The 26199-nt window shown below is 60.9% G+C and carries 25 protein-coding genes and 1 tRNA gene; 15 read left to right on the top strand and 11 right to left on the bottom strand.

Annotation, left to right across the window (positions count from 1 at the left end):
• Window positions 1-69 precede the first annotated feature (69 nt).
• From AC0IYH_RS03095 to AC0IYH_RS03065, 7 genes are all read right to left on the bottom strand, one after another.
• The gene (locus AC0IYH_RS03095; protein ID WP_471832940.1) at window positions 70-987 is read right to left on the bottom strand and encodes a hypothetical protein; all 918 of its coding nucleotides are present in this window, start codon (window positions 985-987) and stop codon (window positions 70-72) included.
• A gap of 175 nt (window positions 988-1162) precedes the next feature.
• Window positions 1163-2647: a 2-methylcitrate dehydratase gene (gene prpD, locus AC0IYH_RS03090; protein ID WP_471832939.1), complete on the bottom strand. Its 1485-nt coding sequence runs from the start codon at window positions 2645-2647 to the stop codon at window positions 1163-1165.
• Between the two features lie 136 nt (window positions 2648-2783).
• Complete coding sequence (gene prpF, locus AC0IYH_RS03085; protein WP_471832938.1) at window positions 2784-3974, bottom strand: 2-methylaconitate cis-trans isomerase PrpF; 1191 nt, start codon at window positions 3972-3974, stop codon at window positions 2784-2786.
• Between the two features lie 10 nt (window positions 3975-3984).
• On the bottom strand, window positions 3985-6579 hold the full coding sequence (gene acnD / locus AC0IYH_RS03080; protein ID WP_116626038.1) for a Fe/S-dependent 2-methylisocitrate dehydratase AcnD: 2595 nt from the start codon (window positions 6577-6579) through the stop codon (window positions 3985-3987).
• Window positions 6580-6706: 127 nt separating this feature from the next.
• Window positions 6707-7834 (bottom strand): bifunctional 2-methylcitrate synthase/citrate synthase, encoded by a 1128-nt coding sequence (gene prpC, locus AC0IYH_RS03075; RefSeq protein WP_471832937.1) that lies wholly within the window; start codon window positions 7832-7834, stop codon window positions 6707-6709.
• Window positions 7835-7876: 42 nt separating this feature from the next.
• The gene (gene prpB, locus AC0IYH_RS03070) at window positions 7877-8770 is read right to left on the bottom strand and encodes a methylisocitrate lyase (protein ID WP_471832936.1); all 894 of its coding nucleotides are present in this window, start codon (window positions 8768-8770) and stop codon (window positions 7877-7879) included.
• The gene (locus AC0IYH_RS03065) at window positions 8767-9480 is read right to left on the bottom strand and encodes a GntR family transcriptional regulator (RefSeq protein ID WP_471832935.1); all 714 of its coding nucleotides are present in this window, start codon (window positions 9478-9480) and stop codon (window positions 8767-8769) included. Before AC0IYH_RS03065 ends, prpB begins: the two co-directional genes overlap by 4 nt.
• Before the next feature lie 272 nt (window positions 9481-9752).
• Between AC0IYH_RS03065 and rloA the strand changes: the two genes are divergently transcribed.
• From rloA to AC0IYH_RS03035, 6 genes are all read left to right on the top strand, one after another.
• On the top strand, window positions 9753-10286 hold the full coding sequence (rloA, locus tag AC0IYH_RS03060; protein WP_471832934.1) for a retropepsin-like aspartic peptidase RloA: 534 nt from the start codon (window positions 9753-9755) through the stop codon (window positions 10284-10286).
• 5 nt (window positions 10287-10291) lie between these two features.
• Window positions 10292-11824 (top strand): osmotic stress tolerance membrane protein RloB, encoded by a 1533-nt coding sequence (rloB, locus tag AC0IYH_RS03055; protein ID WP_471832933.1) that lies wholly within the window; start codon window positions 10292-10294, stop codon window positions 11822-11824.
• Window positions 11824-12810 carry an alpha-L-glutamate ligase-like protein gene (locus AC0IYH_RS03050; protein ID WP_122772420.1) on the top strand — a complete coding sequence of 329 codons (987 nt, stop codon included), beginning with the start codon at window positions 11824-11826 and terminating at the stop codon, window positions 12808-12810. Before rloB ends, AC0IYH_RS03050 begins: the two co-directional genes overlap by 1 nt.
• Window positions 12811-12909: 99 nt before the next feature.
• Window positions 12910-14253, top strand: a complete 1344-nt coding sequence (pabB, locus tag AC0IYH_RS03045) for an aminodeoxychorismate synthase component I (RefSeq protein WP_471832932.1) — start codon at window positions 12910-12912, stop codon at window positions 14251-14253.
• Window positions 14254-14480: 227 nt separating this feature from the next.
• The gene (locus tag AC0IYH_RS03040) at window positions 14481-14783 is read left to right on the top strand and encodes a type II toxin-antitoxin system HigB family toxin (protein ID WP_471832930.1); all 303 of its coding nucleotides are present in this window, start codon (window positions 14481-14483) and stop codon (window positions 14781-14783) included.
• On the top strand, window positions 14783-15139 hold the full coding sequence (locus AC0IYH_RS03035) for a transcriptional regulator (protein WP_122772423.1): 357 nt from the start codon (window positions 14783-14785) through the stop codon (window positions 15137-15139). Before AC0IYH_RS03040 ends, AC0IYH_RS03035 begins: the two co-directional genes overlap by 1 nt.
• A gap of 118 nt (window positions 15140-15257) precedes the next feature.
• Here the strand turns inward: AC0IYH_RS03035 and thrH are convergent, their stop codons facing one another.
• Window positions 15258-15875 carry a bifunctional phosphoserine phosphatase/homoserine phosphotransferase ThrH gene (thrH, locus tag AC0IYH_RS03030; RefSeq protein ID WP_471832928.1) on the bottom strand — a complete coding sequence of 206 codons (618 nt, stop codon included), beginning with the start codon at window positions 15873-15875 and terminating at the stop codon, window positions 15258-15260.
• Window positions 15876-16026: 151 nt separating this feature from the next.
• On the opposite strand from thrH, the gene AC0IYH_RS03025 reads away from it, so the two are divergent.
• From AC0IYH_RS03025 to AC0IYH_RS03015, 3 genes are all read left to right on the top strand, one after another.
• Complete coding sequence (locus tag AC0IYH_RS03025) at window positions 16027-16761, top strand: phosphoadenylyl-sulfate reductase (RefSeq protein ID WP_116626029.1); 735 nt, start codon at window positions 16027-16029, stop codon at window positions 16759-16761.
• Window positions 16762-17136: 375 nt separating this feature from the next.
• Window positions 17137-18666, top strand: coding sequence for an NCS1 family nucleobase:cation symporter-1 (locus AC0IYH_RS03020; protein ID WP_122772425.1), 1530 nt, complete (start codon window positions 17137-17139; stop codon window positions 18664-18666).
• A gap of 13 nt (window positions 18667-18679) precedes the next feature.
• Entirely contained in the window at window positions 18680-19408 is a 729-nt protein-coding gene (locus AC0IYH_RS03015; RefSeq protein WP_116626027.1) for an aspartate/glutamate racemase family protein, read from the top strand.
• Between the two features lie 114 nt (window positions 19409-19522).
• On the opposite strand, the gene AC0IYH_RS03010 is transcribed toward AC0IYH_RS03015, so the two are convergent.
• Window positions 19523-20446, bottom strand: coding sequence for a LysR family transcriptional regulator (locus AC0IYH_RS03010; protein ID WP_116626026.1), 924 nt, complete (start codon window positions 20444-20446; stop codon window positions 19523-19525).
• A 126-nt stretch (window positions 20447-20572) separates the two neighbouring features.
• Here AC0IYH_RS03010 and AC0IYH_RS03005 point away from each other — a divergent pair, with 126 nt between their 5' ends.
• Window positions 20573-21319 carry a 3-oxoacyl-ACP reductase family protein gene (locus AC0IYH_RS03005; RefSeq protein ID WP_471832927.1) on the top strand — a complete coding sequence of 249 codons (747 nt, stop codon included), beginning with the start codon at window positions 20573-20575 and terminating at the stop codon, window positions 21317-21319.
• Between the two features lie 129 nt (window positions 21320-21448).
• Here the strand turns inward: AC0IYH_RS03005 and AC0IYH_RS03000 are convergent, their stop codons facing one another.
• The gene (locus AC0IYH_RS03000; RefSeq protein WP_471832926.1) at window positions 21449-22138 is read right to left on the bottom strand and encodes an HAD-IA family hydrolase; all 690 of its coding nucleotides are present in this window, start codon (window positions 22136-22138) and stop codon (window positions 21449-21451) included.
• Window positions 22139-22246: 108 nt separating this feature from the next.
• On the opposite strand from AC0IYH_RS03000, the gene AC0IYH_RS02995 reads away from it, so the two are divergent.
• The 4 genes from AC0IYH_RS02995 (at window position 22247) to AC0IYH_RS02980 (ending at window position 24811) form a co-directional block, all read left to right on the top strand.
• Window positions 22247-22612: a DUF2784 domain-containing protein gene (locus AC0IYH_RS02995; protein ID WP_471832925.1), complete on the top strand. Its 366-nt coding sequence runs from the start codon at window positions 22247-22249 to the stop codon at window positions 22610-22612.
• Between the two features lie 54 nt (window positions 22613-22666).
• Window positions 22667-23245, top strand: a complete 579-nt coding sequence (locus AC0IYH_RS02990; protein WP_122674610.1) for a DUF4337 domain-containing protein — start codon at window positions 22667-22669, stop codon at window positions 23243-23245.
• A 127-nt stretch (window positions 23246-23372) separates the two neighbouring features.
• Window positions 23373-23708, top strand: a complete 336-nt coding sequence (locus tag AC0IYH_RS02985; protein WP_116626022.1) for a hypothetical protein — start codon at window positions 23373-23375, stop codon at window positions 23706-23708.
• 62 nt (window positions 23709-23770) lie between these two features.
• A complete protein-coding gene (locus AC0IYH_RS02980) occupies window positions 23771-24811 on the top strand; it encodes a DMT family transporter (RefSeq protein ID WP_471832924.1) in 1041 nt (346 codons plus the stop codon).
• A 116-nt stretch (window positions 24812-24927) separates the two neighbouring features.
• Here the strand turns inward: AC0IYH_RS02980 and AC0IYH_RS02975 are convergent.
• Window positions 24928-25017 (bottom strand) — tRNA-Ser (locus AC0IYH_RS02975).
• Window positions 25018-25337: 320 nt separating this feature from the next.
• On the opposite strand from AC0IYH_RS02975, the gene AC0IYH_RS02970 reads away from it, so the two are divergent.
• Window positions 25338-26030 carry a crotonase/enoyl-CoA hydratase family protein gene (locus AC0IYH_RS02970; protein WP_471832923.1) on the top strand — a complete coding sequence of 231 codons (693 nt, stop codon included), beginning with the start codon at window positions 25338-25340 and terminating at the stop codon, window positions 26028-26030.
• The last annotated feature ends 169 nt before the right edge of the window (window positions 26031-26199 follow it).

Raw genomic sequence — 26199 nt, 5'->3', positions numbered from 1 at the left:
ACATCCGAGGCAGACGCGCTCAAGCGTGGGAGGGGGCCGCCCCCACGCTGGCGGAAAGGATATCGGACCTTAATTCGTTTGCTTCTCGAGTTGCTGGGCCAAGCTTTCAACCTGCTGCTCAAGTGTCGAAATGACCTTCTGAAAATGTGTAGACGCTTGAGTCAACCCGGTCTGAAGATGTTCGTTTTCGAGCTGGAGTTGCTCAAGGGTGCGCGTTTGCGTCGTTGTGGGCTCAGTGGTCTGGCTTGTTGCTTCGCTTGGCTTGTCGCCAAGTGTTGACGGCTGCACGGAGTCTGACTCTGCCGTTTCAGGGGTGCCCGCCGACTCGACAGACGTCGGGGTCTGAGGGGTATTCGGGTTGTTGATGCGTTGAGCCAACTGCTCAATTTTCTGTACCAACTCTGCGATCAACGTCTGGAGCTGACCAAACAGTACTTTGATCTTTTCGAAAAAATCATTGGTAGAACCGACCTGAGCGTCAGGACTCGAAGGCTGCGGTGGCTCAGCTGCCGGCGGCTCCTGAACGGGGGGCGTCTGAGGTTGCTCCGACACAGCGCTCTTGGCCTCGGCAGTGGGCTGCTCTGGCTGGGGCGCAGTGGTAACAGCAGGGGTTTGGGTGGTTTTAGCCGACTCATTGAGTTGTTGGGTCAGTTCGCCGACTCGCTGATTGAGCCGTTCAATCAGCGGCAAGAACTGGGCGGCTAGCGCTTCGATTTTGGCGCGAAGTTCCTGGTTCTTTTTAGTCGCCTCTGCCAACTGGCCGGGTTCAGAAGCTTGCGTTGAGTTCGGGTTGACGAGCCCATTGTGACTCGAAAAAGGCCCACGCTGTTCAGGCGTCATCGGACTACGAGGCGACGCCGAATCAGCCTGTGGGCCTGATTTCCCGGCGGCTTCAGCACTCTCCTCGTAGCGGATGGGTGCCGGCTTCGGGGGCATTTCGTAGCCGACGGTATAGGGCGTTGGTTGCCGAGTGTTTACGTTGGTCATGGGGGCCACTCTCCGATTCAGATAATAAATACGCAGTTACCGATTGCCATAAGACTTGCGACAGCACGTCCTATGGCAACTTGATTGGCGTTTATCCGAAAGAAGTTCCGCGAGCGTAGGAAGAGTGAGTAGCAGACTGTTTCAGGCCAGGAAACCCAGGCTGCACAGGCTCGGCTCAGATCACGAACAGATCGACAAAGCGATTCACCGGCGTGGCCTCAAGCCTTGCCTGATCCTTGCACAACGCAAAGATTTCGGCGCTACGCTGGGCGGTAAACCGTGTGGCCAGGTTGGCTTTGAACTTGTCTTCCAGTAACGGAATGCCATCGACGCGACGACGGCGATGGCCAATCGGGTATTCCACCGCCACCTGCTCGGTGCTGCTGCCGTCCTTAAAGAACACCTGCAGCGCATTGGCGATAGAACGCTTATCGGCCTCAAGGTATTCGCGGCTGTAGCGCGGGTCTTCGACGATGACCATCTTGTCGCGCAACTGATCGATGATCGGATGCGCAGCGTGGAACTCATCCTCGTACTGCTCGGCCACCAGATTGCCAAAGGCCAGCGGCACGGCGGTCATGTATTGCAGGCAGTGGTCGCGGTCGGCGGCATTGGCCAGTTGGCCGACCTTGGAAATAATACGAATCGCCGACTCATGGGTGGTGATCACGATGCGCTCGACTTCATGTAAACGATCTTTCACCAACGGGTGCAAGGTTACCGCCGCCTCGCAGGCGGTTTGCGCGTGGAACTCGGCGGGGAAGCTGATCTTGAACAGCACGTTTTCCATCACGTAGGTGCCGTACGGCTGGGATAGGCTGAACGCGCGCTTGTCTGCGGGCTTGAGGGCCAGGTCGTTGTTGGTGTGGCTGAACAGCACGTCATAGAAACCCCATTGCGGCGCACTCAGCACACCGGGGATGCCCATCTCGCCACGCAGGGCGATATCCGCCAGGCGCACGCCACGGCTCGACGCATCCCCCGCCGCCCAGGATTTGCGCGAGCCGGCGTTCGGCGCATGCCGATAGGTGCGCAAGGCCTGGCCATCGACAAAGGCGTGGGACAGCGCCGCCAGCAATTGCTCGCGACCGGCGCCCATCAGCTTGGCGGTCACCGCCGTGGAGGCGACTTTCACGAGCAGCACGTGGTCGAGGCCGACGCGGTTGAAGGAGTTTTCCAGGGCTATCACGCCCTGGATTTCGTGGGCCATGATCATCGCTTCCAGCACGGCGCGCACGGTCAACGGTGCGTCGCCGTTGGCCACGCGTTTTTGCGCGAGGTGATCGGCCACCGCGAGGATGCCGCCGAGGTTATCCGAGGGGTGGCCCCATTCTGCAGCGAGCCAGGTGTCGTTGTAGTCGAGCCAGCGCACGATGCAACCGATGTCCCAGGCGGCCTTGACCGGGTCCAGGCGGAACGAGGTGCCCGGTACGCGCGCGCCGAATGGCACCACGGTTCCCTCCACGATCGGCCCCAGGTGCTTGGTGCACTCGGGGAAACGCAGGGCCAGCAGGCCGCAACCGAGGGTGTCCATCAGGCAGTTGCGGGCGGTGTCCAGGGCAGCCTGGGAATCGATACGGTAATTGAGGACGTAGTCGGCGATGTCCTGCAAAACCTGGTCGTAGTCGGGGCGGTTGTTCTGGTCGACGTTGGCGCTCATGGCAGTACTCCAAAAAGTTTGGGTTATTCCTCAGGCTCACGGTTGATCGCAGGTCTGGTCGCCTGCTTGGGGATAAGGAGATCCAATGTGGGAGGGGGCAAGCCCCCTCCCACAGGGGATTTGTGTTGGGCTTTAGTTAGAAGGCGTCGCCGGGGATGCGCACGAAACCTTCCATCAACACCCGCGCACTGCGGCTCATGATGGCTTTTTTCACCACCCATTCGCCGTTCACCTGGCTGGCTTCAGCACCAACCCGCAAAGTCCCGGATGGGTGCCCGAAGCGCACGGCATTGCGCTCCACACCACCGGCCGCCAGGTTGACCAAGGTCCCGGAAATCGCCGCCGCCGTGCCAATCGCCACCGCCGCCGTACCCATCATCGCGTGATGCAACTTGCCCATGGACAATGCGCGCACCAGCAAATCCACATCCGCAGCCTTGATCGCCTTGCCGCTGGACGCCACGTAATCGGCCGGCTTGGCCACAAACGCGACCTTCGGTGTGTGCTGACGCTGGGCGGCTTCGTCCAGGTGCTGGATCAACCCCATGCGCAACGCGCCGTAGGCCCGCACGGTTTCGAACATGGCCAGGGCTTTCGGGTCGCTGTTGATCGCGCCTTGCAGCTCGGTGCCGGTGTAGCCGAGGTCTTCGGCGTTGATGAAGATGGTCGGGATGCCGGCGTTGATCAGCGTGGCCTTGAAGGTGCCGACGCCGGGCACTTCCAGGTCGTCGACCAGGTTGCCGGTGGGGAACATCGAACCGCCGCCGCCCTCTTCTTCGGCCGCCGGGTCCATGAATTCCAACTGCACTTCGGCGGCCGGGAAGGTCACGCCGTCGAGTTCGAAGTCGCCGGTTTCCTGCACCGCACCGTCGGTGATCGGCACGTGGGCGATGATGGTCTTGCCGATATTGGCCTGCCAGACACGCACCACGGCCACGCCGTTGTGGGGTACGCGGGCCGGGTCGAGCAACCCGGCGCTGACGGCGAATGAACCGACCGCCGCCGACAGGTTGCCGCAGTTGCCGCTCCAGTCGACGAAAGGCTTATCGATGGAAACCTGGCCAAACAGGTAGTCCACGTCGTGATCAGCACGCGTGCTTTTGGCCAGGATCACGGTTTTGCTGGTACTCGAGGTGGCGCCGCCCATGCCGTCGATCTGTTTGTCGTAGGGGTCGGGGCTGCCGATCACCCGCAACAGCAGGGCATCGCGTGCGGCGCCCGGTACCTGCGCCGCAGCGGGCAGGTCCTGGAGGCTGAAAAACACGCCCTTGCTGGTGCCGCCACGCATGTAGGTGGCGGGGATCTTGATTTGCGCTGCGTGTGCCATGGTTAACCTCTTAAGCGGTCGCGGCCGATTCCAGGAAGTCCTGGGCAAAACGTTGCAACACGCCGCCCGCCTCGTAGATCGACACTTCTTCGGCGGTATCGAGGCGGCAGGTCACCGGCACTTCGACACGTTCACCATTCTTGCGGTTGATCACCAGGGTCAGCTGCGCACGCGGGGTGCGTTCGCCGACCACGTCATAGGTTTCGCTGCCGTCGATCTTCAAGGTGTGGCGGTCGGTGCCCGGCAAAAACTCCAGGGGCAGCACGCCCATGCCCACCAGGTTGGTGCGGTGGATGCGCTCGAAACCTTCGGCGGCAATCGCTTCCACACCGGCCAGGCGCACGCCCTTGGCGGCCCAGTCGCGGGACGAACCCTGGCCGTAATCGGCGCCGGCGATGATGATCAACGGCTGCTTGCGTTCCATGTAGGTCTCGATGGCTTCCCACATGCGTGTCACCTGGCCTTCCGGCTCGATGCGCGCCAGCGAACCCTGCTTGACCTTGCCGTTTTCCACCACCATTTCGTTGAACAGTTTCGGGTTGGCGAAGGTGGCGCGTTGCGCGGTCAGGTGGTCACCCCGGTGAGTGGCGTAGGAGTTGAAGTCGACTTCCGGCAGGCCCATTTTCGCCAGGTATTCGCCGGCGGCGCTGTCGAGCATGATCGCGTTGGACGGCGACAGGTGGTCGGTGGTGATATTGTCCGGCAGCACCGCCAGCGGGCGCATGCCTTTTAGCGGCCGCGCGCCGGCCAGCGCGCCTTCCCAGTACGGCGGGCGGCGGATGTAAGTGCTTTGCGGGCGCCAGTCGTACAGCGGCGTAACCTTGGGGCCGGTGTCTTCGTGGATCGCAAACATCGGGATATACACCGCGCGGAACTGCTCCGGCTTGACCGAGGCCTTGACCACCGCGTCGATCTCTTCGTCGCTCGGCCAGATGTCTTGCAGGCGGATTTCCTTGCCGTCGGCGTCGAGGCCCAGCACGTCCTTTTCGATGTCGAAACGAATGGTGCCGGCAATCGCATAAGCCACCACCAACGGCGGCGAGGCCAGGAAGGCTTGCTTGGCGTACGGGTGAATGCGCCCGTCGAAATTGCGGTTGCCCGACAACACGGCGGTGGCGTACAGGTCACGGTCGATAATCTCTTGCTGGATCACCGGGTCCAGCGCGCCAGACATGCCGTTGCAGGTGGTGCAGGCAAACGCCACCACGCCGAAGCCGAGTTGTTCCAGCTCATGGCCCAGGCCGGCTTCTTCAAGGTACATGGCGACGGTTTTCGAACCCGGTGCCAGGGAGGATTTGACCCACGGCTTGCGCGTCAACCCGAGCTTGTTGGCATTGCGCGCCAGCAGGCCTGCGGCAATCACGTTGCGCGGGTTGCTGGTGTTGGTGCAACTGGTGATGGCGGCGATGATCACCGCGCCGTCGGGCATTTGCCCCGGCACGTCGTCCCACTGGCCGCTGATGCCTTTGGACGCCAGGTCACTGGTGGCCACGCGGGCATGCGGGTTGCTCGGGCCGGCCATGTTGCGCACGACGCTGGACAGGTCGAAGGTGAGGCCGCGCTCATATTGCGCGCCTTTGAGGTCATCGGCCCACAGGCCGGTGTGGCGGGCGTATTGCTCGACCAGCGCGACCTGCTCGTCTTCACGGCCGGTAAGTTTCAAGTAGGCGATGGTTTGTTGGTCGATGTAGAACATCGCCGCCGTGGCGCCGTATTCCGGGGCCATGTTGGAGATGGTCGCGCGGTCGCCGAGGGTCAGGTTTGATGCGCCTTCACCGAAGAACTCCAGCCACGCGCCAACCACTTTTTGCTTGCGCAGGAACTCGGTCAGCGCCAGCACCATGTCGGTGGCGGTAATGCCCGGCAACAGCTTGCCGGTCAACTCAACGCCAACGCTTTCCGGCAGGCGCATCCACGACGCGCGGCCGAGCATCACGCTTTCGGCTTCGAGGCCACCGACGCCGATGGCGATCACGCCCAAGGCATCCACGTGCGGGGTGTGGCTGTCGGTGCCGACGCAGGTATCCGGGAAGGCAACACCGTCGCGCACCTGGATCACCGGGGACATTTTCTCCAGGTTGATCTGATGCATGATGCCGTTGCCCGGCGGGATCACGTCGACGTTCTTGAAGGCCTTTTTGGTCCACTCGATAAAGTGGAAACGGTCTTCGTTGCGACGGTCTTCGATGGCGCGGTTTTTCTCGAACGCCTGTGGGTCGAAACCACCGGCTTCGACGGCCAGGGAGTGGTCGACGATCAGTTGGGTCGGCACCACCGGGTTGACCTGCGCCGGGTCGCCGCCTTGCAGGGCGATGGCGTCGCGCAGGCCGGCGAGGTCGACCAGGGCGGTCTGACCGAGGATGTCGTGGCACACCACACGCGCCGGGAACCAGGGGAAGTCGAGGTCGCGTTTGCGTTCGATCAACTGGCTCAGGGACGCGTTGAGGGTCGCCGGGTCGCAACGGCGCACCAGGTTTTCGGCGAGCACGCGGGAGGTGTAAGGCAAGGTGGCGTAGGCGCCGGGGGTGATGGCTTCGACAGCCGCGCGGGCGTCGAAGAAATCCAGGCGGCTGCCGGGGAGCGGTTTGCGAAATTCTGTGTTCATCGTCAGGACTCGGTCACGGTAGTTGCAAAAGAAGCCGGCTGGTCCCGGGCTGGAATACGGTCAAAATGTGGGAGGGGGCAAGCCCCTCCCACATTTGATTCGATTACCACTTCGGGATCGCCGATCTTCAGCGACGTTCGATTGGCACGAACTTGCGCTGCTCAACGCCGGTGTACTCGGCGCTTGGACGGATGATGCGGTTGTTGGCGCGCTGCTCGAATACATGCGCGGCCCAGCCCGTCAGGCGCGAGCACACGAATATCGGCGTGAACAGCTTGGTCGGTATGCCCATGAAGTGGTACGCCGAGGCATGGTAGAAGTCGGCGTTGGGGAACAGTTTCTTCTGCTCCCACATGGTCTTGTCGATGGCTTCCGAGACCGGGAACAGCACCTTGTCGCCCACTTCGTCGGCGAGCTTTTTCGACCAGCCCTTGATCACTTCATTGCGCGGGTCGCTGTCTTTATAGATCGCGTGGCCAAAGCCCATGATCTTGTCCTTGCGCGCCAGCATGCCGAGGGTGCCTTCGACGGCTTCTGCGGCCGAGCCGAAACGCTCGATCATTTCCATCGCCGCTTCGTTGGCGCCGCCGTGCAGCGGGCCGCGCAGCGAGCCAATGGCGGCGGTGACGCAGGAATACAGGTCGGACAGGGTCGAGGCACACACGCGCGCGGTAAAAGTCGAGGCGTTGAATTCGTGTTCGGCGTAGAGAATCAGCGATACGTTCATGACTTTTTCATGCAGCGCGCTTGGTTTCTTGCCGTGCAGCAGATGCAGGAAGTGGCCGCCAATACTCGGCTCGTCGGTCACGCAGTCGATGCGTTTGCCGTCGTGGCTGAAGCGGTACCAGTAGCACATGATCGCCGGGAAGGCCGCGAGCAGGCGGTCGGTCACATCGCGTTGCACACTGAAGTCTTGCTCGGGCTCGATATTGCCCAGGAACGAGCAACCGGTGCGCATCACGTCCATCGGGTGGGCGTCGGCGGGGATGCGCTCCAGCACTTCTTTCAGCGCTTGCGGCAGGTCACGCAGCTTGCTCAGCTTGGCGCTGTAGTCAGCCAATTCGGTTTTTGTTGGCAGTTCGCCGTACAACAGCAGGTAGGCCACTTCCTCAAACTGCGCGTCGGCGGCCAGTTCACGCACGTCGTAGCCGCGATAGGTCAAGCCGGCACCGGCCTGGCCCACGGTGGACAGTGCGGTCTGCCCGGCCACCTGGCCACGCAGGCCGGCGCCACTCAATACTTTTGCTTCAGACATGTTCGTTCTCCAATTTTGTAGTTATTCAGGGAGGCGTGTTCGTTACTTTTTCGCGGCGAACAGCGCGTCGAGCTTTTGCTCGAAGGTGTGGTAGTCGATGCGATCGTAAAGCTCCATGCGGGTTTGCATAGTGTCGATCACGTTCTGTTGGGTGCCGTCGCGACGGATCGCGATGTAGACGTTCTCGGCGGCCTTGTTCATGGCGCGAAAGGCCGAGAGCGGGTACAGCACCAGGGAAACATCGGCAGATTTCAACTGTTCGGTGGTGTACAGCGGCGTCGAGCCGAACTCGGTGATATTGGCCAGGATCGGCGCTTTCACACGGGCGGCGAACAGCTTGTACATCTCAAGTTCGGTGATGGCTTCGGGGAACACCATGTCGGCACCGGCCTCGATGCACGCGGCGGCACGCTCCAGTGCAGACTCCAGGCCTTCGACAGCGAGGGCGTCGGTGCGCGCCATGATCACGAAGCTGTCATCGGTGCGCGCGTCCACGGCGGCCTTGATGCGGTCGACCATTTCCTGCTGGGACACGATTTCCTTGTTCGGGCGATGACCGCAGCGCTTGGCGCCCACCTGGTCTTCGATATGGATGGCGGCGGCGCCGAACTTGATCATCGACTTGACCGTGCGCGCCACGTTGAAGGCCGAGGAGCCGAAACCGGTGTCCACATCCACCAGCAGCGGCAGGTCGCACACATCGGTGATGCGGCGCACGTCGGTGAGCACGTCATCCAGGCCGGTGATGCCCAAGTCCGGCACGCCGAGGGAGCCGGCGGCCACGCCGCCGCCCGACAGGTAAATGGCCTTGAACCCGGCGCGCTTGGCCAGCAGCGCATGGTTGGCGTTGATCGCGCCCACCACCTGCAAGGGGTGTTCGCTGGCAACGGCGTCACGGAAACGCTGGCCGGGTGTGCTTTTATTGTTAGAACTCATGACTCACCTCGTGATTGGGGAGCGCCGTCCGGGAAATGACGGGCAATGTTGCGTTTGGACGCGCCGATATGGCGGCGCATCAACAATTCGGCCAGTTCACCGTCGCGATCGGCAATCGCGTCCAGAATGCGGTGATGCTCGGCAAAAGCCTGGCGTGGACGATTGGGTGTGGCGGAGAACTGGATGCGGTACATGCGCACCAACTGGTACAGCTCGCCGCAAAGCATTTGGGTGAGGGTGCGGTTACCGGCGCCTTGAATTATCCGGTAATGAAAATCGAAGTCGCCTTCCTGCTGGTAGTAGCCGACGCCGGCCTGGAACGCGGCGTCGCGTTCGTGGGTGTGCAGCACTTGGCGCAATTCTTCGATTTCCGCATCGGTCATGCGCTCGGCGGCCAGGCGGCAGGCCATGCCTTCGAGGGATTCGCGGATTTCGTAGAGTTCGATCAGCTCGGCGTGGCTCAACGACACCACTCGCGCGCCCACATGGGGCACGCGCACCAGCAGGCGCTGGCCTTCCAGGCGGTGGATTGCCTCACGCAGCGGGCCACGGCTGATGCCGTAGGTGCGCGCCAGTTCCGGCTCGGAGATCTTGCTGCCGGGGGCGATCTCGCCCTTGACGATGGCGGCCTGGATACGCCGGAAGACGTTCTCGGACATGGTCTGGGAATCGTCTTGCACCACCACTGGGGTTTCCAGTTGCTCCAGCATATTGTCGACACCTTTAAAAGCAATGCCGCAAAAACTAGCCAATCAGCCCCGCTTAGTCAAAGAATAAATCCATATTGTCGACAATCGTCTAATAACCCTTGTTGCACTCTATCGGGGCATGGCCGCCTGCCAGCGCTGGCGTCAGAAAAGCATCATGTTAGAATGCCCGCCGCTTTTGCCTGACATCATTGGATGAAACGGCGCACGAGGGAGTTTGCGCAGCAATGCCAGTCGCCTTGAATTGAACATCGCACTGCACCGCCTCAGGATCTATGAGACTCAAGCCCTTCCCCCTGTTATGCCTACTGCTTGCACCGAGCCTCGGCGCTGCCGCCGAGAAGACCGTGTATGGCCTCAACGAATATGCGCAATTGGCCGGCATCGACCTTGAAGTAGCCGCCAAACTCGACACCGGCGCCAAGACCGCCTCCCTCAGCGCCCGTGATATCAAGCGCTTCAAGCGCAATGGCGAGTCCTGGGTGCGCTTCTACCTGGCCATCGACACCGCCCATTCCCACCCCATCGAACGCCCCCTGGCCCGCGTCAGCAAGATCAAACGCCGCGCCGGTGACTACGACCCCGATGAGGACAAGAACTACACCGCCCGTCCGGTGATTGCCCTGGATATCTGCATGGGCGCGGCTTTACGCAGCATAGAAGTGAACTTGACCGACCGAAGTGCCTTCCAATACCCGCTGCTGATCGGCTCCGAAGCGCTGAAACGCTTTGATGCGCTGGTCGACCCCAGTCTTAAATACGCAGCAGGCAAACCCGCCTGCGCCGCCGACGCTCATACCGCCGAGTAAACCGAATGCGCTCTCTAACCCTGCACCTGAGAATCCTGATCGCCATCCTGGTGGTGTTGGGTATTTCGGTCACCGCCTACCAGATCTTCGTGCTTGGCATTCCCGTCACCGAAGACGCCACCGACGACTTGTGGAACATCGACGCCAAGGTCGAGTTCGTCGCCAACCCGAAAGACCCGGTAAAGATCCAGATGTTCGTGCCGCCCCTGAGCCGCGACTTTGTGAGCCTTAACGAGAGTTTTATCTCGAACAATTACGGCGTGAGCGTCAACCGCACCGACGGCAACCGCAAGGTCACCTGGTCGGCACGCCGCGCCAAGGGCAACCAGACCTTGTATTACCGCCTGGTGCTGACCAAGCGTTACAGCGGCGAGAAGGTCAAGGTCAAGGGCCCGACCTTCCGCGACAGCATCGCTGTGGAAGGCCCGGAAAAAATCGCCGCCGAGGCCCTGCTGGCGCCGATCCGCCAGCACTCGGCCGACGTCGAAACCTTTATCACCGAAGCGATCAAGCGCACGAACAACCTCAATGACGACAACGTGAAGCTGCTGCTGGCCGGCGACCCATCGGTACCGCACAAGGCCAAGATTGTCGAATTGCTGCTGTCGATTGCCCATGTGCCGGTAGAAAAAGTCCACACCATCCGCCTGGTCGCCGACCAGCCGCAAGCCCCGGAACTGTGGCTGCGCAGCTTCAATGGCAATGACTGGCTGTACTTCAACCCGGAAACCGGCGAACAGGGCCTGCCGGCCGACCGCCTGCTGTGGTGGACCGGTGATGAAAACCTGATCACCGTGGATGGCGGCAAGAAAGCCATGGTCACCTTCAGCCTCAACAACAGCGAAATGAATGCGATTCGCCTGGCCAAGCTGACCGACGAGAACACCGACGCCAACTTCCTCGAATACTCGCTGTACGGCCTGCCGCTGCAAACCCAGCAAACCTTCATGATCATGGTGATGATCCCGATTGGCGTGCTGGTGATTCTGATTCTGCGCAATCTGATCGGGCTGCAGACCCTGGGCACCTTCACCCCGGTGCTGATCGCCCTGGCGTTCCGAGAGACGCAGCTGGGCTTCGGGATTGTGCTGTTTACGATTATTACCGCGCTGGGCCTGTCGCTCAGGTCGTACCTGGAACATTTGAAGCTGCAGATGCTGCCAAGGCTGTCGGTGGTGCTGACCTTCGTGGTGGTGCTGATCGCGGCCATCAGCCTGTTCAGCCATAAACTCGGGCTGGAACGCGGGCTGTCGGTGGCGCTGTTCCCGATGGTGATCCTGACCATGACCATCGAACGCCTGTCGATCACCTGGGAAGAACGCGGCGCCAACCATGCGCTGAAAGTGGCGATCGGCACGCTGTTCGCCGCCTCCCTGGCACACATCATCATGAGCGTCCCGGAGCTGATCTACTTCGTATTCACCTTCCCGGCGATCCTGCTGATTCTGGTGGGCTTCATGCTGGCCATGGGTCGTTATCGCGGCTACCGCCTGACCGAACTGGTGCGTTTCAAGGCCTTCCTCAAGGCTGACTCGTAATGTTCGGCTTCTGGAAGACCTGGAAGGCCCTGGAAGCGCGGGGGATCATGGGCATCAACCGGCGTAACGCCGACTATGTGCTCAAGTACAACAAGCGCAGCCTGTACCCGATTGTGGATGACAAGATCATCACCAAGGAACGGGCGATTGCCGCCGGCATCCATGTGCCGGAAATGTACGGGGTCATTTCCACCGAGAAGGAAATCGACAAGCTCGACGAGATCCTCAAAGGGCGCAGTGACTTCGTGATCAAGCCGGCCCAGGGCGCCGGCGGTGACGGCATCCTGGTGGTCGCCGACCGTTTTGAAGGGCGCTACCGCACGGTGTCCGGCAAGCTCATCAGCCATGAAGAAATCGAGCATCAGATTTCCAGCATCCTCACCGGCCTGTATTCCCTCGGTGGCCATCGCGACCGCGCGCTGATCGAGTACCGCGTGGTGCCCGACCAGATCTTCAAGAGCATCAGCTACGAAGGCGTTCCGGACATCCGCATCATCGTGTTGATGGGCTACCCGGTGATGGCCATGCTGCGCTTGCCGACCCGTCAGTCCGGCGGCAAGGCCAACCTGCACCAGGGTGCGATTGGCGTGGGCGTCGACCTGGCCACCGGCCTGACCCTGCGTGGCACCTGGCTGAACAACATCATCACCAAGCACCCCGACACCACCAACGCGGTGGATGGCGTGCAACTGCCCAACTGGGACGGTTTCATGAAACTCGCCGCCGGCTGCTATGAGCTGTGCGGCCTGGGTTACATCGGCGTGGACATGGTGCTGGACCAGGAAAAAGGCCCGCTGATCCTTGAGCTGAATGCGCGGCCGGGGCTGAATATCCAGATCGCCAACGACTGCGGCCTGACCTTGCGCACCCACGCCGTAGAAGCGCGACTGGAAGAACTGAAAGCCGCCGGCGTGACGGAAACCCCGGAAGAACGGGTGAAGTTCGTCCAGGAAATGTTCGGGCATATTCCTGCCGTAGAAGGTTGATTCGGTCTTCAATCTGTCTATCACCGACATCCCCCCTAGGACCAAATCTTACGGGGGACTACAATCCCCTCCCCCGCGTCTTGGCTGATCCACCCCGCAATGTCGACCTGTTCCGTACACCCGCTGCCCTACCGTGCCAACCCCGCCGAGTATTTTGCGGCGATCCGCCATGCGCCTGGCGCGGTGCTGCTCGACAGCGGCCGCCCGGCAGCCGAGCGCGGGCGTTACGACCTGCTCAGCGCCTGGCCGCAAGCGACGCTGACGGTAGAGACTGACGAAAGCGGTAGCGATTTCCTGCAGCGATTACGGAAAAACCTGTCGCAGCTGGGTGAAGCTGCAATCCCTCGTGGCCTGGAGTTGCCGTTTGCCGGCGGCCTGATCGGTTACCTGAGCTATGACTTTGGCCGCCACCTGGAGCACATGCCGCACCTGGCGGCCGACGATTTGCACTTGCCGGACGCGCGCCTGGGGCTCTACGCCTGGGCGCTGATCACGGATCACCAGGCGCAGGCCAGCCAATTGGTATTTCACCCGACGCTGGCCGAGGGCGAACAGCAACGCTTGATCGCGCTGTTCAGCACTGCCGTTGTCGACACACCCGCGACTTTCAAACTGCAAGGCCCGATGGCACCGGACTTGACCGCCCAGGCGTATCAGCAGGCTATCGCCCGCATCCACGACTATATCCAGGCCGGCGATTGCTACCAGGTCAACTTTGCCCAGCGTTTCCGCGCGCCGTGCAGCGGCGATCCGTGGGCGGCCTATTGCGCGTTGCGCGAAGCCTGCCCCACGCCGTTTTCCGGGTTCCAGAGCCTGCCGGATGACGGCGCGGTGCTGAGCCTGTCGCCGGAGCGGTTTGTGCGTGTCAGCGAACGCCAGGTCGAAACCCGGCCGATCAAAGGCACCCGCCCGCGTGGCCTCACGCCGGAACAAGACGCCGCCAATGCCGCCGAACTCCTGGCCAGCCCCAAGGATCGCGCGGAAAACCTGATGATCGTCGACCTGCTGCGCAACGACCTCGGCCGCACCTGCCGCACCGGCTCGGTCAGCGTGCCGGAGCTGTTCAGCCTGGAAAGCTACCCCAACGTGCACCACCTGGTCAGCAGCGTCACCGGCGAACTGGCCGCCGACAAAGACGCCCTCGACCTGATCGCCGGCAGCTTCCCGGGCGGTTCCATCACCGGCGCGCCGAAGATCCGCGCCATGCAGATCATCGACGAGCTGGAACCGACGCGGCGCGGGCTGTACTGCGGTTCGCTGGTGTACCTGGACGTGCGCGGCGAGATGGACAGCTCCATCGCCATCCGCAGCTTGCTGGTCAAGGATGGCCAGGTGTGCTGCTGGGGCGGCGGCGGGATCGTCGCGGACTCGCAGTGGGAGGCGGAGTATCAGGAGTCGCTGACCAAGGTGCGGGTGTTGTTACACACTTTGGAAAACCTGTAGCTCCAGGCCAGTCCTGCCTTTGAGAGGCAGAGCCCGCGGCAAGAAAGAATCTGAATCAGAACGCGTGTGGACGGAGTGTGAGTTGGGCGATAGCGTCCGGCTCCTACCCGCCCAATGGCCGTCTGTGAAGGATCACATATGCGACTGCTGACTCATCAGGAATTGTTTCCGGGATTGCATCCCAATCCACCCGCCCCTATTATCTCCCATATTGGGAGGTTGAGCCGATGCGAATAATCGCGTTATCAACCTTACGAATATTTTGGGAAAGCCACCCCGCCCATACCGATGCCAAACCGCCCCTGGTCGAGTTGTATCGCCACATGGAGAAATCTACCTATCCGACGCCGCAGGCACTCAAGGCGCAGCTCAGAACGGCGAGCATTCTCAAAGGCGGCAGGGTTGTTTTCAACGTGGGCGGCAACAAGTATCGGGTAGTCATGGCGATCGATTACCAGCGGCAGCTGGGGTTCATACGTTTTGTGGGAACCCATGCGCAGTACGACTCAATCAACGCGGAGACCGTGTGATGAACATCAAACCTATTCACTCCCAGGAAGACCTGCTTGCCGCGTTGGCGCGCGTCGAACAGCTATGGGGAGCGGACATCGGTTCACCTGAAGGTGACGAGCTGGAAATTCTCGCTGTACTCATTGAGAAGTACGAGGCCGAACACTTTCCAATGCCCCCTTCCGATCCGGTGGAAGCGATCCGGTTTCGCATGGAGCAGCTCGGCCTGACCGCCCGCGACCTGGAGCCTTTTATCGGCACCAGTGGGCGGGTTTCAGAGGTGCTGAACCACAAGCGCAAGTTGAGCGTGGCGATGATCAAGCGGCTGCATGAAGGTTTGAGCATTCCCTACGAGCGGTTGCTGGCAGAGGGTTAAGCGGTGGCTGGGCGGGCCTCATCGGGGGCAAGCCCCCTCCCACATGTTGAATTGTGAATACATTCAAGTGTGGGAGGGGGCTTGCCCCCCGATAGGGCCATCACCATCACTGAATGACTTACAGGCTCAACTGCCGATTCGACGCCTTGATGAACTCTTTCTTCAAATCCTCAAACGCATGCACCGCCGGGAACTGCGGGAACTCGCGAATCACGTTCTCCGGCGCATGGAACAGAATCCCACGGTCGGCCTCGCCAAGCATGGTGGTGTCGTTGTAGGAGTCGCCGGCGGCGATCACTCGATAGTAAAGCGTCTTGAACGCCAGCACCGACTGACGCTTGGGGTCTTTCTGGCGCAGTTGGTAACTCACCACCCGGTCGCTTTCATCGGTGATCAGGCGGTGGCACAGCAGGGTCGGGAAGCCCAGTTGGCGCATCAACGGCTGGGAGAATTCGTAGAAGGTGTCGGACAGGATCACCACCTGGAAGCGCTCGCGCAGCCAGTTGACGAATTCGATGGCGCCGTCCAGCGGCTTGAGGGTGGCGATCACTTCCTGGATGTCGGCGAGCTTGAGGCCGTGCTCATCGAGAATGCGCAGGCGCTGCTTCATCAGCACGTCGTAGTCGGGAATGTCCCGGGTGGTGGCCCGCAAGGATTCAATACCGGTTTTTTCGGCGAAGGCGATCCAGATTTCCGGAACCAGCACCCCTTCCAGGTCAAGACAGGCAATTTCCACAAGACACTCCTATTGGATGTTGTTGGTTGAGCGAGCAAAAGGACTGCCGAACTCTAGCGATTCAAGCTCGCCGCCGCAACGCAGGGCGGATTTTGATACCATCGCTCCCCTATAGAGCGCTCAGCGCCACTGACCTGTAGGAACCGTCCTGATGAACCAAACCTTCGACGTCGCTGAACTCGCCGCGACTTATGCCAACAAATCCGCCCAGGATATTCTCAAGCTGGCGTTCAGCCAGTTCGGTGATGACCTGTGGATTTCCTTCAGCGGCGCCGAGGACGTGGTGCTGGTGGACATGGCCTGGAAGCTGAACAAAAACGTCAAGGTCTTCAGCCTCGACACCGGCCGCCTGCACCCGGAGACCTACCGGTTTATCGAGCAGGTGCGCGACTTCTACAAGATCGATATCGAACTGATCTCGCCGGACCAGAGCAAGCTGGAACCCTTCGTCAAGGAAAAGGGCCTGTTCAGCTTCTACAAGGATGGCCATGGCGAATGCTGCGGTGTGCGCAAGATCGAACCGCTGCGTCGCAAACTTTCCGGCGTAAGCGCCTGGGCCACCGGCCAGCGCCGCGACCAGAGCCCCGGCACCCGCAGCCAAGTGGCGGCGCTGGAGATCGACACGGCCTTCTCCACCCCGGAACGCACCCTGTACAAGTTCAACCCGCTGGCGCAGATGACCAGCGAGGAAGTCTGGGGTTACATCCGCATGCTGGAGCTGCCGTACAACAGCCTGCATGAGCGCGGTTTTATCAGCATCGGCTGCGAGCCTTGCACCCGTCCGGTACTGCCCAACCAGCATGAGCGCGAAGGCCGCTGGTGGTGGGAAGAAGCCACGCAGAAGGAATGCGGGCTGCATGCGGGAAATATCATCAGCAAAGCCTAAGGGCTTACGCGGTTGAAAAATGTGGGAGGGGCCTACAGTTGTACACATACTTGTAACCATCGGTGCCATTTATGTGTGCAATCCATTTTAATGCGCACCAATACGTAACACTTCAATTTGCCCGCTCCGTGTCTCTTCGATTGCCCCTGCACCTACCGACAAATAAATACCTGTTCAATCGGTCAATTTATATTGCTTTAAATTCAGTAAGTTAATTAAAACATCTATAAAAAAGAAATTAACCACGATTTTCATAGATCGAAAACTGGCACGCGTATGGCTTAAGGTGAAAAACGCTTTGTATACAATAAATACAAAACCTACATACACTTTGCCATCTGCGGCTTGGCCATGGATGTGCTGGAGCCTGCCGGAATGCGTACAAGCCTCTCGAATGACCTCGCACTGGATCTGCCTTCCTCCGCCCTGAACCCCGAGGCCGCCTGCCCCGGCCCGTTAGTGCTCAGCCCGCGCTTGCACAACAAGGACCTGGCGCCCACCAAGGTCGAAGGCCGACGCTGGGGGCGCTACAGCATCTTTGCGCTGTGGACCAACGATGTGCACAACATCGCCAACTATTCATTCGCCATTGGCCTGTACGCGCTGGGCCTGGGTGGTTGGCAGATCCTCTTGTCCCTGGGGATCGGCGCGGCTCTGGTGTATTTCTTCATGAACCTGTCGGGGTACATGGGGCAGAAAACCGGCGTGCCGTTCCCGGTGATCAGCCGCATCAGCTTCGGCATTCATGGTGCGCAGATTCCGGCGCTCATCCGCGCGGTGATTGCGATTGCCTGGTTCGGTATCCAGACCTACCTGGCGTCGGTAGTTTTCCGCGTATTGCTGACGGCAATTCATCCAGGCTTTGCCGACTATGACCACAATTCCATCCTGGGCCTGTCGACCCTGGGCTGGGCGTGCTTTGTAGCGATCTGGTTCGTGCAACTGGTGATCCTGGCCTACGGCATGGAGATGGTGCGGCGCTATGAAGGCTTCGCCGGCCCGGTGATTCTACTGACCGTGGCCTCCCTGGCCGGTTGGATGTACTTCCAGGCGGGCGGCAACATTGCCTGGTCGATCCGCGAGCCGCTGAGCGGCGGTGAGATGTGGCGCAATATCTTTGCCGGTGGCGCGCTCTGGCTGGCGATCTACGGCACGCTGATCCTCAATTTCTGCGACTTCGCGCGCTCCTCCCCGTGCCGCAAGACCATCCAGGTCGGCAACTTCTGGGGCCTGCCGGTAAATATTCTGGTGTTTGCCGCCATTACCGTGCTGCTGTGCGGCGGGCAATTCCAACTCAATGGCCGGGTGATCGAAAGCCCGACTGAGATCATCGCAGCCATCCCCAATACCTTCTTCCTTGTGCTCGGCTGCCTGGCCTTTCTGATCGTGACCGTGGCGGTGAACATCATGGCCAACTTCGTTGCGCCGGCCTTTGTGCTGAGCAACCTGGCGCCCAAGTACCTGAACTTCCGCCGCGCGGGGCTGATCAGCGCCACGGTGGCCGTGCTGATCCTGCCGTGGAACCTCTACAACAGCCCGCTGGTGATCGTGTATTTCCTCTCTGGCCTGGGCGCGCTGCTGGGGCCGCTGTATGGCGTGATCATGGTCGACTACTGGTTGATCCGTAAAAGCCAGGTGGACGTACCGCAGCTGTATAGCGAAGACCCGAATGGCGTTTATTACTACAGCCGCGGGGTCAATTTACGTGCGGTGGCGGCGTTCATTCCCGCGGCCGTGATCGCCATCCTGCTGGCGCTGTTGCCGGGGTTTGCGAGTGTGTCGCCATTTTCCTGGTTGTTTGGCGCCGGTATTGCAGGGTTGCTTTACCTGCTGATCGCCAAGCGCCAGCCGTTCTACGCCGATGTCAGTGGCGAAAGCATTGCAGTCGATAACGTCAGTCATTAATCAAGGACATTCCATGCGAATCCTCGTGGTCAACGTCAATACCACCGCATCCATCACTGAAACCATCGCCCAGCAGGCACGGGCCGTGGCCTCGCCGGGCACCGAGATTGTCGGGCTCACGCCTTACTTCGGCGCCGAATCGGTTGAAGGCAACTTCGAAAGCTACCTGGCGGCCATCGCCGTGATGGACCGGGTGATGGCCTACGACCAGCCCTTTGATGCGGTGATTCAGGCCGGCTACGGCGAACATGGCCGCGAAGGCTTGCAGGAACTGCTCAACGTGCCGGTGGTGGACATCACCGAGGCCGCCGCCAGCACGGCGATGTTCCTGGGCCATGCCTACTCGGTGGTGACCACCCTGGACCGCACCGTGCCGCTGATCGAAGACCGCCTGAAACTCGCCGGCCTGTACCAGCGCTGCGCCTCGGTACGGGCCAGCGGCATGGCCGTGCTGGAGCTGGAAGAAAACCCGCTGGCCGCCATGGAAGCCATCGTGCGCCAGGCGGAACTGGCGATCAGCGAGGACAAGGCGGAGGTGATCTGCCTGGGCTGCGGCGGCATGGCCGGGCTGGACGAGCAGATTCGCCAACGCACCGGCGTGCCGGTGGTGGATGGGGTAACGGCGGCGGTGACGATTGCCGAGTCGTTGGTGCGGTTGGGGTTGTCGACGTCGAAGATTCGGACTTATGCGACGCCAAGGCCCAAAAAAATCATTGGTTGGCCGGGCAAGTTTGGCCACTGAAGATCAAAAAATGTGGGGGGGGGCTTGCCCCCGATGAGGGAGTGTCAGCTGGCTGGTTTGTTGCTGCCGCTATCGGGGGCAAGCCCCCTCCCACATTTTGAACTTTGCCTGGGTTTAAATCGCGCTGAAACGGCGTCCCATCTCCGTCTCGGAAAACTGCTCGATGATGAAATCCACAAACGCCCGGGTCTTGCCGGGTAGCAGTTTGTGTTCGGCGTAGTAGATGGAAATGTTGCCGTCATCCACATACCAGTCCGGCAGCACGCGCACCACCTCGCCACTGCGCAAAAACGGTACAGCCATCGGCATGCTGACCAGTGCGATCCCCAGGCCCTGGGCGCTGGCGCAGCAGGCGGCTTCGGAATCGCTCATGGTCATGCCGGGCTTGAGCACCAGCGGGCGGTGCTCACGCTCGCGGCTGGTCAGTTGCCAGGAGCGCACGCGACCGGTCTGCGGCGAGCGGATCAGGATGCCGCTGCAGCGCGCCAAGTCTTCGGGCACCAACACCGGCGGGCGTTGCGCCAGGTAGCCCGGCGCGGCCACCAGCACACGGTGCGCGGGGGTCAGCTTGCGCGCGACCACGCCTTGGGGCAGTTCAAAACCACCGCCAATCGCGGCATCGAAACCCTGACCTATCAGATCGACCTGGCGGTTATCGAAATGCCAGTCCGGGCTGATATCCGGAAAGCGCCGCATAAACTCCCCGAGCAGTGGCACCACATAACGATTGCCGAACACCGTGCCCATGCTGACCTTGAGTGTGCCCACCGGCCGCCCCTCGGCGCTGGCCAGGTTGGCCACGGCATTCTGGATGGTGGTGAGGCTGGCGCTGACTTCTTCGAGGAACAGCTTGCCGGCTTCGGTCAGCGTCAGGCGCCGGGTGCTGCGCTGAAACAACCGCACACCCAGGCGCGCTTCCAGCTTGGCGACGCTTTTGCCGACGGCTGCCGGGGTCAGGCTCAGGTGCCGTGCGGCCTCGGCAAAGCTGCCGCCTTCGGCGCTGCGCACAAAGCATTCGATACTTCCAAAGCTCTCCATATCGCCCCACTCTAAACTTTTGGTATACACAGACTATAGCAATCACGGTCTACCGGTAGGCATGGGTGAGGTCGATACTCGGCTCCAACAACAAGGCATTGCGCCTTGAACAGCCAGGAGATCGACATGACCACACAGAACCTGATCGGCAAAGTCGCCTTGATTCAAGGCGGCTCCCGCGGCATCGGCGCCGCCATCGTCAAGCGCCTCGCGGCGCAGGGTGCAGCCGTAGCCTTTACCTACGTCAGCTCGGCCGCCAAGGCTGAAGAATTGCAGAACAGCGTGATCAGCGCAGGCGGCAAAGCCCTGGCGATTCACGCCGACAGCGCCGACGCCACGGCGATCCGCAACGCCGTCAACGCCACCGTCGAAGCCTTTGGCCGCCTGGATATCCTGGTGAACAACGCCGGCGTACTGGCCATCGCGCCGCTGGAAGACTTCAAGCTGGAAGACTTCGACCAGACCCTGGCGATCAACGTGCGCAGCGTGTTTATCGCCACTCAGGAGGCCGCCAGGCAAATGGGCGAAGGTGGCCGCGTGATCAACATCGGCAGCACCAATGCCGAGCGCATGCCGTTTGGTGGCGGCGGGCCGTATGCCATGAGCAAGGCGGCGCTGGTCGGTTTGACCAAGGGCCTGGCGCGGGACCTGGGGCCGCGCGGCATCACCATCAATAATGTGCAGCCTGGGCCGGTGGACACTGATATGAACCCGGCGAACAGTGATTTTGCCGAAAGCCTGATCGGGTTGATGGCGGTGGGGCGTTATGGGCATGTGGAAGAGATTGCCAGCTTTGTGGCGTATCTGGCGGGGCCTGAGGCGGGTTACATCACGGGGGCGAGCTTGACCATTGATGGTGGTTTCAGCGCCTGACATTGCTGGAACGCTGCAAAACCAAATGTGGGAGGGGCTTGCTCCCGATGGCGGTGGGTCAGTCAGCTCATCTGTTACTGACCCACCGCCATCGGGAGCAAGCCCCCTCCCACATTTTGACCGAGTTGGTCAGGACATTGGTGGCAGGCCGTAGGCCGCCAGGTCGAAGTCCGCGAGTTTGCGGATGATCTGGTCGGCGTGGTGGTACTTGCTGTCGGCCATGGCCTCGTCGGGTACCGCGATGGCGGTCATGTGGGCGGCCTTGGCGGCGGTGACGCCGAACGGCGAATCTTCGAACACCAGGCAATCTTCCGGGGCCACCCCCATGCGGCGTGCGGCGGTGAGGAAGATGTCCGGCGCGGGTTTGGCGGCGCCGACTTCGGGGTCGTCAGCGGTGACGATGGTGTCGAACAGGCCAAACCACTCACGGTGCAAGGTGGTTTTGTGACCGAACGAATTGCGCGACGAACTGGTGCCCACCGCAATCGGAATGTTGTGCGCCTTCAAGTGCCGCACCAGCGCCTCCGCGCCGGGCATGCCCAGGGCCTTGGGGAAACGCTCGCTCATCAAGGGTTCGCGAATGGTCAGGAATTCCGCCGGGGTGATCGGCAAGTCCAGCGCCTTGACCACGTAATCAGCCAGGTCCTGAGCCCCACGGCCGATGATGTGCTGCTTGATCCCCCAATCGTAGGTACGGCCGTAGCGTTCGGCGATGATCTGCGTGACTTCGGTGTAGATGCCTTCCGTATCCAGCAATAACCCGTCCATATCAAAAATCACGGCCTTGATCGGACCGACTGCGGTACGCGGAGCATTCATCGCTACAAAACCCTGGGGGAAGGACTAAAAGGATTCAGCACAATAACGGCCACGCTTACCCGCGAGCAACCCTTTAGACTGTGCGCCTCTCTTTTTGAAGTGCGTGCGATGCTCTATCGTCTGGCAGCCGACAGCCTGGTGCTGTTCCACCTGTGTTTCATCCTGTTCGTATTGTTCGGCGGGCTGCTGGCCCTGAAATGGCGACCGGTAATCTGGCTGCACCTGCCGGCGGCGGCCTGGGGTGTGGCGGTGGAAGTGTTCCACCTGCCCTGCCCGCTGACCCGCTGGGAAAACCTGTTTCGCCACCTGGCCGGGCAGGACGGCTACGGCGGCGGGTTTATCGAACACTACATCCTCACGCTGATCTATCCGGCCGGGCTGACCCCAGGTGTCCAACTGGTGCTGGGGGCGGTGGTGCTGTTGATCAACATTGCGGTGTATGCGCGGCTGAACCGGCGTTACGTACAGGCTTGAGACAGCTGAAGAGATGAAGAATCAATCTCCCTCATTCCGTTCGTAGACGCCCCCATGTCCGAAGCCTTCGAAGTCCCCAGCCCCCACGAAAAACACCTCGAACACACCACCGAACATGCCCACGGCCGCGGGGACAATTTCGCCAGCCGCATTGCGGTGATGACCGCCCTGATGGCCACCCTCGGCGCCATGCTCAGCTACCAGGCCGGCTCTACCGAAAGCGAGGCGGCGATGGACAAGAACAACGCCGCCATCATCAAGACCGAAGCCGCCAACCAGTGGAACTACTACCAGGCCAAGTCCAGCCGGCAAAACCTCGCCGAACTGGCCACTCACATTCCAGGGGTGGATGCCGCGCATTACAAGGAAGAGATCGAGCGCTACAAAAGCCAGAAGGAAGACGTGCGCAAACAGGCGGAAAAACTGGAAGCCACCTCGCGGGAATGGGATGAAAAATCCGAACAGGCGCTGCACCAGCATCATCGTTGGGCCCAGGCGATGACCGCGATTCAGATCGCGATTTCATTGGCGGCGATCACCTTGCTGACGCGCAAGGAGTGGCTCAAACGCATGTCTTACACGGCGGGCGGTGTGGCGATGGTTTTGGGTGGTCTGGCGTGGTTGCATCTCTAGCAAATTTGCTTGAGCGCCACCTCCATCAACGGCCTCATCGTCCAGATTGTTTTCAATCTGTTACAGGAGCGATTAAAGTGCGGCCCCCGAGAATTGAATCTCGGGCTTTAGCCCATGGAGTTTCTCAGTGAAGTACGTCAGTAAAGTGGTTGCAGCAGCAGTACTCGGTTTCGCGCTTGCAGGCTGCACCGGCACCGCCATCAAATCCCCGCAATACGACAGCAGCCAATACACCGTGCTGGGTCACAGCGAAGCCACCGCCACCGGCATCATGCTGTTCGGCATCATCCCGATCGGCCAGAACAGCCGTTTCGTCCGCGCCCAGACCGCCGCCATCCAGGCCAAGGGCGGCGACGCGCTGATCAATACCGAAGTCCAGGAAAAATGGTTCTGGGCATGGGTATTGAGCGGCTACACCACCAAGATTTCCGGTGATGTGGTCAAGCTGAAAACCGCGCAGTAAAACCGGCCGGGCTTTAACTAAAGCCCGCGACGTATCATGGGCCGACCTTTCGAGGATGGCCCATGAACCTCAGCATCGTTTACGCCCTCGCCGCCGCCGCCCTGTTCGGCGCCAGTACCCCGCTCGCCAAACACCTCGGCCTGGGCCTCTCGCCCGTGCTGCTCGCCGGCCTGCTCTACCTCGGCAGTGGCATCGGCCTCGCCGCCGTACGTTTTATCCGCGATCGCGGCTGGAAACCTGCCGGGCTCACCCCAGCGGAATGGCCCTGGCTGCTCGGCGCCATCGCCTTCGGCGGCATCCTCGGCCCCGTCGCCCTGATGTTCGGCCTGACCCGCACCGCCGGCACCACCGCCTCCCTGATGCTCAACCTTGAATCGGTGTTGACCGCCGTGATCGCCTGGGTGGTATTCAGGGAGAACGCCGACCGCCGCATAATCCTCGGGATGATCGCGATAGTACTGGGTGGTTTAGTGTTGTCATCGTCCGAGGGTGGCGGAAGCAGCCATGACTGGACCGGCCCGTTTGCGGTTGCCGTGGCGTGCCTGTGCTGGGGGATCGATAACAACCTGACGCGCAAGGTGTCGGCGTCTGACGCGCTGTTTATTGCAGGGGCCAAGGGGTTGGTTTCGGGGGTGGTGAACTGCAGCCTTGCGCTGTATCTCGGCGCGCAGATGCCAGGCGCTGAGCAGCTGGCGCCTATCCTGCTGGTCGGGTTTCTGGGGTATGGCATCAGCCTGGTCATGTTTGTGCTGGCGCTGCGCGGGTTGGGCAGTGCGCGTACCGGCGCCTACTTCTCCACCGCGCCGTTTCTGGGAGCCGCGATTGCGGTGCTGGTACTGGGTGAGTCGGTGACGGTGGCGTTCTGGATCGCTTCAGCACTGATGGCCGTGGGTGTGTGGCTGCACCTGACCGAGCGGCACGCGCATGAGCATCGGCATGAGGCCACGGAACACGGGCACCGGCATGTGCATGATGAGCATCATCAGCATGAACATGGTTTTGAGTGGGATCCGGCGGAACCGCATAGCCATGTGCATGTGCATAGCGTGATGAGGCATCGCCATGCGCATTTTCCGGATGTGCATCATCGGCATAGGCATTGAAGGGACACGCATGGATATGCCAAGCGCGTGAATTGATAAAGGTTAAATTTTCAAACCCCAGAAATCACAAAACCCCTGGTTTCTCTCGAAACCAGGGGTTTTGTTTACATCGAATTTGGCGGTGAAGGAGAGATTCGAACTCTCGATACAATTTCTTGTATACACACTTTCCAGGCGTGCTCCTTAAGCCACTCGGACACTTCACCGTATCTCGTCAAACCAGTTCAGTCTGTCGAGGCGCGCTAATGTAGTCGAAAGCCTTTCTGATGGCAAAGGTTTTTTTCAGAATTTTCATGTGGTTAGACAGTTATGCCGTTACCAGACCGGTAAGGGGTGATGATTCTGCCATTCTCAGGCATCGAGAGTAGGTCTGCGGCGGGCCAGATGCGCCCTGCTTCGGGCCGTCTACCCTAGGTAATGTGGGAAAAGCCTGACTGGGTAGTCAGTCACAGCGCTTTACCAGGGCAGGCGTGGTGGGTAACGTCTGCTGCATTCTTCTATAACAAGTCCTACAAGGAACCGCGTCATGAGTGAGTTGATTGCCTACCACCTCGAAGACGGTATCGCGACCCTGACCTTGAGCAACGGCAAGGTGAATGCCATTTCTCCGGATGTGGTCAGTGCCTTTAATACAGCGCTGGACCAGGCCGAGAAAGATCGTGCGGTGGTGATCATCACCGGGACGCCGGGAATTCTGTCGGGTGGTTATGATTTGAAGGTGATGACCGCCGGGCCTAAAGAGGCGATCGGGCTGGTGACGTCGGGCTCGACGTTGGCACGTCGCCTGTTGTCGCACCCGTTCCCGGTGATTGTGGCGTGCCCTGGGCATGCGGTGGCCAAGGGCGCGTTCCTGCTGTTGTCGGCGGATTATCGGATTGGCGTGGAAGGCCCGTTCAGCATTGGCCTGAATGAGGTGGCGATTGGCATGACCATGCACCATGCCGGTATCGAGTTGGCGCGGGATCGCTTGCGCAAGTCGGCGTTTCATCGCTCGGTGATCAACGCCGAGATGTTCGACCCGCAGGGTGCCTTGGGTGCCGGCTTCCTCGACAAGGTGGTGGCACCGGAGGAACTGCACGCGGCCGCCCTGGAGGCCGCACGCCAGTTGAAGAAGCTCAACATGAACGCCCACAAGCACACCAAGTTGAAGGTGCGTAAGTTACTGCTGGACGCCCTGGACGATGCAATCATCCAGGACCAGGGCCACATCCTGAGCTAAGCCCTACTGCCGCCGTGCAAGAGCCCGACCTTGAGTCGGGCTTTTTCTTACCTACAAATCCGAATCTTCTTCAGACGCTCTAGCCTGCTGGTGCCAGAAGATGTTGAAACATGCACTTAAACATCGCCTATCTCCTACCACTGCACGGGTAATTGCCGAAGCCAGTGCA

The sequence above is a fragment of the Pseudomonas sp. AC463 genome (assembly GCF_979253585.1).
This window is presented reverse-complemented; position numbering and strand designations above follow the sequence as displayed.